Origin of the sequence: Streptomyces sp. 8L (assembly GCF_020176795.1) — a bacterium.
GTDB lineage: Bacteria > Actinomycetota > Actinomycetes > Streptomycetales > Streptomycetaceae > Streptomyces.
Genome location: NZ_JAIUKE010000536.1, coordinates 1 through 7449, shown reverse-complemented (window position 1 = coordinate 7449; position 7449 = coordinate 1). Strand labels below are relative to the sequence as shown.

Sequence of the window (7449 nt, the reverse complement as noted above, 5' to 3'; positions counted from 1 at the left end):
TCCCGGTTCCCGGTCCCCTCCGTCACCTCGGCGTCCGGGCCTTCTCCCGTTCCCTCCCGCTCGGCCGCGCGGCCCGCCCGGCGCGCGCCGTCCCGCCCGCCGCCGTCCACGTCGCCGTCCTCCGCCTCGTACGGCCTGCCGTAGTCCTCGACCGGGAGGAAGTACTCGCGGTGGCGCACGGTCTGCACGGTGACGAACAGGCAGTAGAGGGCGAGTGAGGCGAGCGCGGCGAAGGTCAGCTGGGGGCCGGAGAAGCGCCGGCCCGGCGTGCCCGTGGTGAAGGTCGGCAGGACAAGACCGAGCGCGGCCAGCGTGCCGACGGTGGTGAGCGCGGCGCTGGCCCCTTCGGCGCTGAACACGGCGACCCGGCGGCGCAGCGAGCCGATCAGCAGGCAGAGGCCCACGATGCCGTTGGTGGTGATCATGACAGCGGCGAAGACGGTGTCCCGGGCGAGCGCGTGGCTCCTGCCACCGCCGTCGATCATCAGGGTGACGATGAGCGCCACTTCGATGAGGGTCACGGCGACGGCGAGGACGAGCGATCCGAACGGCTCCCCCACGCGGTGCGCCACCACCTCCGCGTGGTGGACGGCGGCGAGCACCGCACCGGCGAGGCAGAGCGCGATGAGCGCCACGGCGAAACCGGGCAGGCCCTTGCGGCCCCAGCTGAGCAGCAGGGCGACGAAGGCCACGACGGGTACCGCGACGGTCCAGCGGGAGAGCAGGGACCGCGGCGTGGTGCTCGTCGTCATACGCGACACGCTGCCAGAGCCCGGCCGTCCGCGCGCGTCGGCGACGTGGGCCGAGGCCGGGTGCTGAGCCGTACGGGGTCCGTGCGGCGGCGCCGCCGGCCCGGTCGCGGGACGGCGGGCCCGGCGGGCTCAGCCGCCCGTCGTCACGGGCGCCCGGGCCTCCGCACGCCGTCCGCGCGCACCGGTCGCGACGACGGCGAGGCAGCCCGCCGCGATCAGCGTCACCACGGTGAGCAGCACGGGGTACGGCACCCAGGCGGAGACGAGTGCGAGCACGGTGGGCAGCAGGAACCCCGCATACGCGAGCGCGTAGTACACGCCGGTCAGGCCGGCGAGGTCGTCGGCCGACGCGATGCGCTGGACCTGGAGCAGTCCGGTGACCACGGCGACCCCGTAGCCTGCGCCGAGCACCGCGGCCGCCACCAGCGCGAGCCAGGGCGAGCGCAGCCCGGCGTCGACAGCGCACAGGGCCGCACCCGCGAGGAGCACGGTCATGGCGACGACGCCGGGGTTCGGCCCGGCCGCCGCGCGGTCGAGGCGCTTGGCGAGCGGCTGCACGGCGACCCCGGTGCCGAGGTAGAGGACGGTCAGCGCGGTCGCGTAGAGGAGCCCCCAGCTGCCGAGCCGGTCGTCCACCAGTTGGGGCATCACCGCGTACGCGAGCCCGGCGGCGCCGAACACCCAGGGCGCCATGGGCAGGACGAGCAGGCGGAAGCGGCGGCGGCCGTGGACGGGCACGCGCAGGTCGGCGAGCAGGCCGCGGCGGGCCCCCGCCGGTGCGCCGCGGGTCTCCGGCACCCGCGGCAGCCGCGCGAGCGCGGGCAGGGTGAGCGCGATGTGCACGAGGTACGGCAGGACCATCGGCCAGGGGCCCCACTGGGCGAGGACGCCCGCGACGCCCGCGCCAAGGCCGAACCCGGCCGTGAGCCAGAGAGAGGCGCGCCGGGCGCCGAGGGTCGGGTCTTCCGCGCCGGCGGAGAGCTCCTTGACCCAGCTGCTGCCGACGGACATGGCGATGCCGACGGCGACCCCGGTCAGCAGCCGGCCCGCGTATATGGGCAGGGCGCCGTCCGCGCCGAACGCGAGGACCGCGCTGGCCACCGCGGACGCGGCGGTGCCCACGGCCATGACCCGACGCCTGCCGTAACGGTCGGAGAGGGGCCCGGCGAGGAGGAGCCCGGGGATGAGCCCGACGACGTACGCGCCGAGGAACGCGTCCACGCTGAGCACCGAGTAGCCGCCGGTGCGGCGGTACATGAGGAGCAGGGGGGTGAACTGGTTGCCGCCCCAGCCGCACGCGAACATCGCCGCGGCTGCCGTACGGGCGAGGCTCCCCGTGCCGCTTCCGCCGCCGGTGCCCCTGTCCGTGCCGCTCGCGCCGCCGCTGGACGTACGGTCGCCGGCGCCCGAGCCGGCGCTCACCGCGGTGCCGGTCACGCGGTCCCCCCGCTCCGCGCCGCTCCGGCCTGGTGGGTGCCGGTGAGGTGGGCGTCGAGCGCGGCGGCGAAACCGGCCGCGTCCCGCTCCAGCAGCAGGCCGAGGAGGCGGGTGTGCTCCTCGACCAGCAGGCCGAGCCGCTCGGGCCTGGGCGCCAGCGCGAAGACGCTCATGCGGCGCTGGCGGTCGGTGAGCGTGCCGTAGAAGCGGCTGGAGAGGGTGTTGCCCGAGGCGTCCACGAGGCCGCGGTGGAAGGCCTCGTCCACCGCCGCGAAGCCTTCGACGTCGGCCGCCGCAGCCCGGTCGCGCTGGCGCTCGATCAGCTCTCTGAGCGCCGCCTCGTGGTGGGCGGCGAGGCCGCGCCGCGCGCGCGGCGCGGCGGCGGCGGTCTCCAGCGCCTGGCGCAGTTCGAGGACGTCCTCGGCCTCGCCCGGCGTGACGGGCACGACGACGGCGCCGCGCTTCGGGTGGAGTTCGAGCAGGTCCTCGCTCTGGAGCCGCAGGAACGCCTCGCGTACGGGTGTCCGGCTGAGGGAGGTCCGCTCGGCGATCTCGCCCTCGCTGATGAGGCTTCCGCCGGGAAGCCGGCCGGTGAGGATGAGTTCCTTGGTGAGCGCGTAGGCGGTGTCGGACGCCGAGGTCCTGGCCGGGTGCGTGGGGTCGGGCATGATCGCCACTGTACCAGTGTTGCATCCATGCATAGATGCAACCCTTCGCACAGCACGTCTCACCAGTCGTTCTCGTGGGAGCGCATGACGTGTGCGCGCCGGACACAGCCGCGGCGCCTTCCGGCCGGCGGACGGATCTGGCCCACCGCGCGGCCGGGGTGCCGCCGGGCCGGGACCGGCCGTCCGCCTGTCGAGGAGCGCCACCCGGCAGCCGTTCGCCCGAATGGTCCGGCGTGTCCCACCCGGTCTCACGGGACTCACCGCCCGAGGGTTGACAGTGCCGTCCGCCCGCAAGAAAGTTTCAGCTGTTTGCTGAGTCCCGAAAGATACTTTCAGGGAAGGGCGCCCGATGACAGAGGACCTGACGGAGGATCATGCCCGCGCGGACAGAGCGGTGAGCCGGCGCTTCTTCGGCGGTGCGGCACTGGCGCTGGGCGGCGCCCTGGCACTCGGCCCGCTGCCGTTCGCCGGTGCCGCGCACGCCGCCGGGGACACGCCGTCCGCCGCGGCGGCCCGGCGCCGACGCGCGACCACCACACTGCGCCGCGGCACCGCCCGCGAGGCGGGCCTGCTGGGCGACGAGCTGGACCACCTGGTCACGGACGCGGAGGCGTACCTCGGTCCCTCCCCCAAGCATCCGTACTGGGCGGGCGCGGTGCTGCTCGCGGGCCGTGGCGGCACCGTCGCGCTGCACCACCCCATCGGCAAGGCCGTGCGCTACAGCGGCTACGACGACGCCACCGACACCGGCATCGAGTTCCCGGCCGGGCAGCAGATCGACGCGGCCGAGGACACGGTCTACGACCTGGCGTCGCTGTCCAAGCTGTTCACCTCGGTCGTGGCCGTCCAGCAGATCGAACACGGCCGCCTCGACGCCGGGGCGAAGGTCGCGAGCTACCTGCCCGCCTACGCGGGCGGCGGCAAGCAGGACATCACCGTCAAGATGCTGCTCACGCACATCTCGGGGCTCCAGGCCGACCTGCCGTTCTACGACGAGCCCGACCGCGCCGCGATGCTGAAACTCCTCTGGGACGAGGCGCCGATCCACACCCCGGGCACCGTCTACCTGTACTCGGACCTCAACATGATCTCCCTCCAGCTGGTGCTGGAGAAGATCACCGGACGGCCGCTCGACGAGCTGGTCCGCACCGGCATCACCGAGCCCCTGGGCATGACCCGTACCCGCTACAACCCGCCCGCGTCCTGGCGGCGGAAGATCGCCGCGACGGAGGTCGAGCGCCCGCCGCGGTCCCCCCTCACCCGGGGCCTGGTGTGGGGCGAGGTGCACGACGAGAACGCGTACGCCTTCAACGGTGTCGCCGGGCACGCCGGGGTGTTCTCCCGCGCCTGGGACCTCGCGATCCTCGCCCGTACGCTCCTCAACGGCGGCGCGTACGGCGGGGCGAGAATCCTGGAGCCGGAGTCGGTGAAGCTGATGTTCACCAATTTCAACGAGGACTTCCCCGGCGACGACCACGCCCTGGGCTGGGAGCTCTACCAGCACTGGTACATGGGCGCGATGGCCACACCGACGACCGCGGGCCACACCGGCTTCACGGGGACGAGCATCGTCATCGACCCGACGAGCGACTCGTTCCTGATCGCACTCGGCAACTCCGTCCACCCGGTGCGCACCTGGCCCTCGGGCAGCGCCCCACGCGTGGCCGCGGGGAACCGGATGGCGCGGGCCGTCGCCGTCACTCCGCCGCACGGGCGCGCGGCCTGGTTCTCCGGCATGGCGAGCGCCACCACCGCCACGCTGGCCCTTCCGGACCTCACGCTGTCCGCGGCGCACCCGCGCTACGAGGCCTCGCTGTGGTGGGACACCGAGCCGGCGTCCGACGCCGTGTTCCTGGAGGCGTCGCAGGACGCGGGCACCACATGGCAGCCGGTCCCGTTCACCACCACGGGCGGCGGGACGGCCCAGGACCATCAAGACGGCATGGCGACGGGCTGGTCGGGCCGGGTCTGGCATGCGCTCACCGCCGACCTGACGGCCCGTCGGGGCGCCCCGGTGCGGCTGAGGTGGCGGTACACCACCGATCCGCTCTATGTGGGGCGCGGCGTCTATGTGGCCGGGCAGCGCGTCGCCGACGGAACGCGTACGGCGTTCGACGAGACGCGCCGGAGCGACGCGTCCCGGGTCACCGCCGACGGCTGGACGCGGTCGGAGACCTGACGGGCCGCGGGACCCGGTCGGCCGGGACGCCGAGGGGAAGCCCCGGCGGCCGGGGTCCGTGCTGCCGGGGCGGAGTCACCCGTTCGCTGTCGGCCGACACGGTGGCTTTTCGCGGTGCCGCGGCGGCAGGCTCCCCGTATGCAGCCGACGTTCGTCCTTGTGCACAGCCCTTCCGTGGGCCCCTCGACCTGGCGCCCGGTGGCCGACCACCTGACGGCGGCCGGGTACGAGGTGCGGCTCCCCTCGCTGGTGCGGGTGTGCTCCGGGGCACCGCCGTTCTGGCCCGCGGTCGTCGGCGCGGTGCGCGACGGCCTCGCTTCCCTTCCGGCCGGCCGGCCCGTGGTGCTGGTGGCGCACAGCAACGCGGGCTTGTTCGTCCCCGCGATCCGCCGCGGCCTCGATCACCCGGTGGCCGGCTCGGTCTTTGTCGACGCCGCGCTCCCCGCCAGGACCGGTTCCACTCCGGTCGCGACCGCCGGACTGCTGGAGTTCCTCCGTCCGAAGGCGCTGAACGGCAGGCTGCCGCGCTGGACCGACTGGTGGGACGAGGCGGACGTCGCGCCCATGTTCGAGGGCACCGCGCTGCGGGAGACGGTCGTCGGGGAACAGCCCACCTTGCCGCTGTCCTACTACGAACAGCACGTCCCGGTGCCGGGCGGCTGGGACGACCACCCCTGTTCCTACCTGCTCTTCGGCCCTCCGTACGACGATCTCGCCACCGAGGCGGGGGAACGGGGCTGGCGGGTTGCGCACCTGCCCGGCGCGCACCTCCATCAGATCGTCGACCCGGCCGGTACGGCCCGGCACCTCATCGAGCTGGCTGCCAGGCCCTGATCCGCCGGAATCCGCCCCAGCGCGGCGGCGTACGCGGCGTTAACGAGGCGCGCGCGGCGTACGAGACGTGTGCGGCGGACGAGGCGTGTGCGGCGTTACGAGGCGCGCGCGGCATACGCGGCCTGCGCGGTCAAGCCGTCGCGGGGCCGCGCCCCTCCCCCAGCGCGGCGATCCGGCGGCGCAGCCGCTCCGCCTCCTGCGTGCTGCCGAGCTGCTGGAGGCAGTGCATCTCGTCGCCGAGGGCGGTCAGTGTGTCCGGGTGCGCCTCGCCGAGGACCCGGGCGCGGGCGGCGGAGACCTCCCGGTACTCGGTGAGCGCGTCGGACCAGCGGCCCAGCCAGCCGAGCGCGACGGCGACCTCCCGGCGGCTGACGAGGGTGTCGAAGTGGTCGGGGCCGAGGACCCGGCCGCGCACGGCGGCCACGTCGCGGGCCTCCGCGAGGGCCTCCTCCCAGCGGCCGAGCCTGCCGAGGTTCACGCCGAGGCCGTGCCGGGCGCGCAGCGTCTCCGGATCGGTGGGTCCGCTGATGCGGGCCCGGTCGCCGATCAGTGCCCGGAACTGACCGAGGGCGTCGTCGCTGCGGCCGAGCCGGCCGAGGCAGATGCCGATTTCGTAGCGCGCGGCGAGCGTGTCGCGGTGGTCGACGCCCAGGGCCTGGGCGCGCGCGGCGGCGACCTCCCGGTACAGGGTGAGCGCCTCCTGCCAGCGGCCGAGCCTGCCGAGCGCGTAGGCGACCTCGTAGCGGGTGACGAGGGTGTCGGGGTGGACGTCGCCGAGGACCCGGGCACGGGCGGTGGCGACCTGGCGGGCCATCGCGAGCGACTCCTCGACGCGGCCGAGGCGGCTGAGGCTGAAGGCCAGGTTGTGGCGGCAGCGCAGGGTGTCGGGGTGGTCGGGGCCCATGGTGCGGGTCCGGGAGGCGAGTACCGCGGCGTAGACCTCGTGCGCCTCGACATGACGGCCGAGTCTGCCGAGGACGTACGCGGTCTCCTGCCGGGCCGCGAGCGCCTCGGGATGGTCGGGGCCGAGGGTGCGCTCCCTGCCCTCCGCGACCCGTGTGAAGAGGGCCAGCGCCTCGGCGGGCCTGCCGGACCGCCCGAGCGCGAAGGCCAGTTCGTAGTGGCTGTCGAGGGTGTCCGGATGGTCGGGGCCGAGGAAGAGTTCCCGTTCCGCGGCGACGGCGCGGTGTGTCTCGCCTGCCTCGTCCCAGTGCCCGAGCCTGCCGAGGCCGAGGCCGGCGCGGTGCCGGTCGGCGAGGGCGGCGAGCCGTTCCGGCGTGGGGGTGGGACGCCGCTCGGGGCGCTGGGCGGTGGCCGGTGACTGCGGCCCGCCGGGCACGGCACGCGTCCAGGCACCGGTGAGCGCTTCGACGGCCCCCGGCGCGGGCCGCCGCGATCGCGCGGTGCCGCCCGCCCGGTGACCCGCCGTCATGCCCCGCGTCCAGGCGGGCAGCCGCGGGTCGCGCCGGCCGCCCCCCCCCCCCGCGGCCCCCGGGGGGGGGGGCGCGCGCGCGGGGGGCGGGCGGCCGGCCGGCCGCCCGCCGGCCACGCCGGCCTTCGCGCTCGCGGACGAGGAGCT

Annotated in this window: 6 protein-coding genes; 2 read left to right on the top strand and 4 right to left on the bottom strand. The window is 75.3% G+C overall.

Annotated elements, in window-relative coordinates:
* From LCE31_RS33560 to LCE31_RS33550, 3 genes are all read right to left on the bottom strand, one after another.
* On the bottom strand, window positions 1-752 hold a 752-nt coding region (locus LCE31_RS33560; protein ID WP_374118635.1), incomplete at its 3' end, for a calcium:proton antiporter.
* 129 nt (window positions 753-881) lie between these two features.
* Window positions 882-2189, bottom strand: coding sequence for an MFS transporter (locus LCE31_RS33555; protein WP_225021231.1), 1308 nt, complete (start codon window positions 2187-2189; stop codon window positions 882-884).
* Window positions 2186-2857, bottom strand: coding sequence for a GntR family transcriptional regulator (locus LCE31_RS33550; protein WP_225021229.1), 672 nt, complete (start codon window positions 2855-2857; stop codon window positions 2186-2188). The genes LCE31_RS33555 and LCE31_RS33550 overlap by 4 nt, the downstream gene beginning before the upstream one ends.
* A gap of 349 nt (window positions 2858-3206) precedes the next feature.
* Between LCE31_RS33550 and LCE31_RS33545 the strand changes: the two genes are divergently transcribed.
* A complete protein-coding gene (locus LCE31_RS33545) occupies window positions 3207-5036 on the top strand; it encodes a serine hydrolase (protein ID WP_225021227.1) in 1830 nt (609 codons plus the stop codon).
* Window positions 5037-5174: 138 nt separating this feature from the next.
* Entirely contained in the window at window positions 5175-5870 is a 696-nt protein-coding gene (locus LCE31_RS33540; protein WP_225021225.1) for an alpha/beta hydrolase, read from the top strand.
* A 130-nt stretch (window positions 5871-6000) separates the two neighbouring features.
* Here the strand turns inward: LCE31_RS33540 and LCE31_RS33535 are convergent.
* On the bottom strand, window positions 6001-7449 hold a 1449-nt coding region (locus tag LCE31_RS33535; protein WP_225021223.1), incomplete at its 5' end, for a tetratricopeptide repeat protein.

Excerpts from the sequence above, each read along its gene's own strand:
- LCE31_RS33550 (WP_225021229.1), bottom strand. The coding sequence starts at position 2,857 with ATGCCCGACCCCACGCACCCGGCCAGGACCTCGGCGTCCGACACCGCC.
- LCE31_RS33545 (WP_225021227.1), top strand. The coding sequence starts at position 3,207 with ATGACAGAGGACCTGACGGAGGATCATGCCCGCGCGGACAGAGCGGTG.
- LCE31_RS33540 (WP_225021225.1), top strand. The coding sequence starts at position 5,175 with ATGCAGCCGACGTTCGTCCTTGTGCACAGCCCTTCCGTGGGCCCCTCG.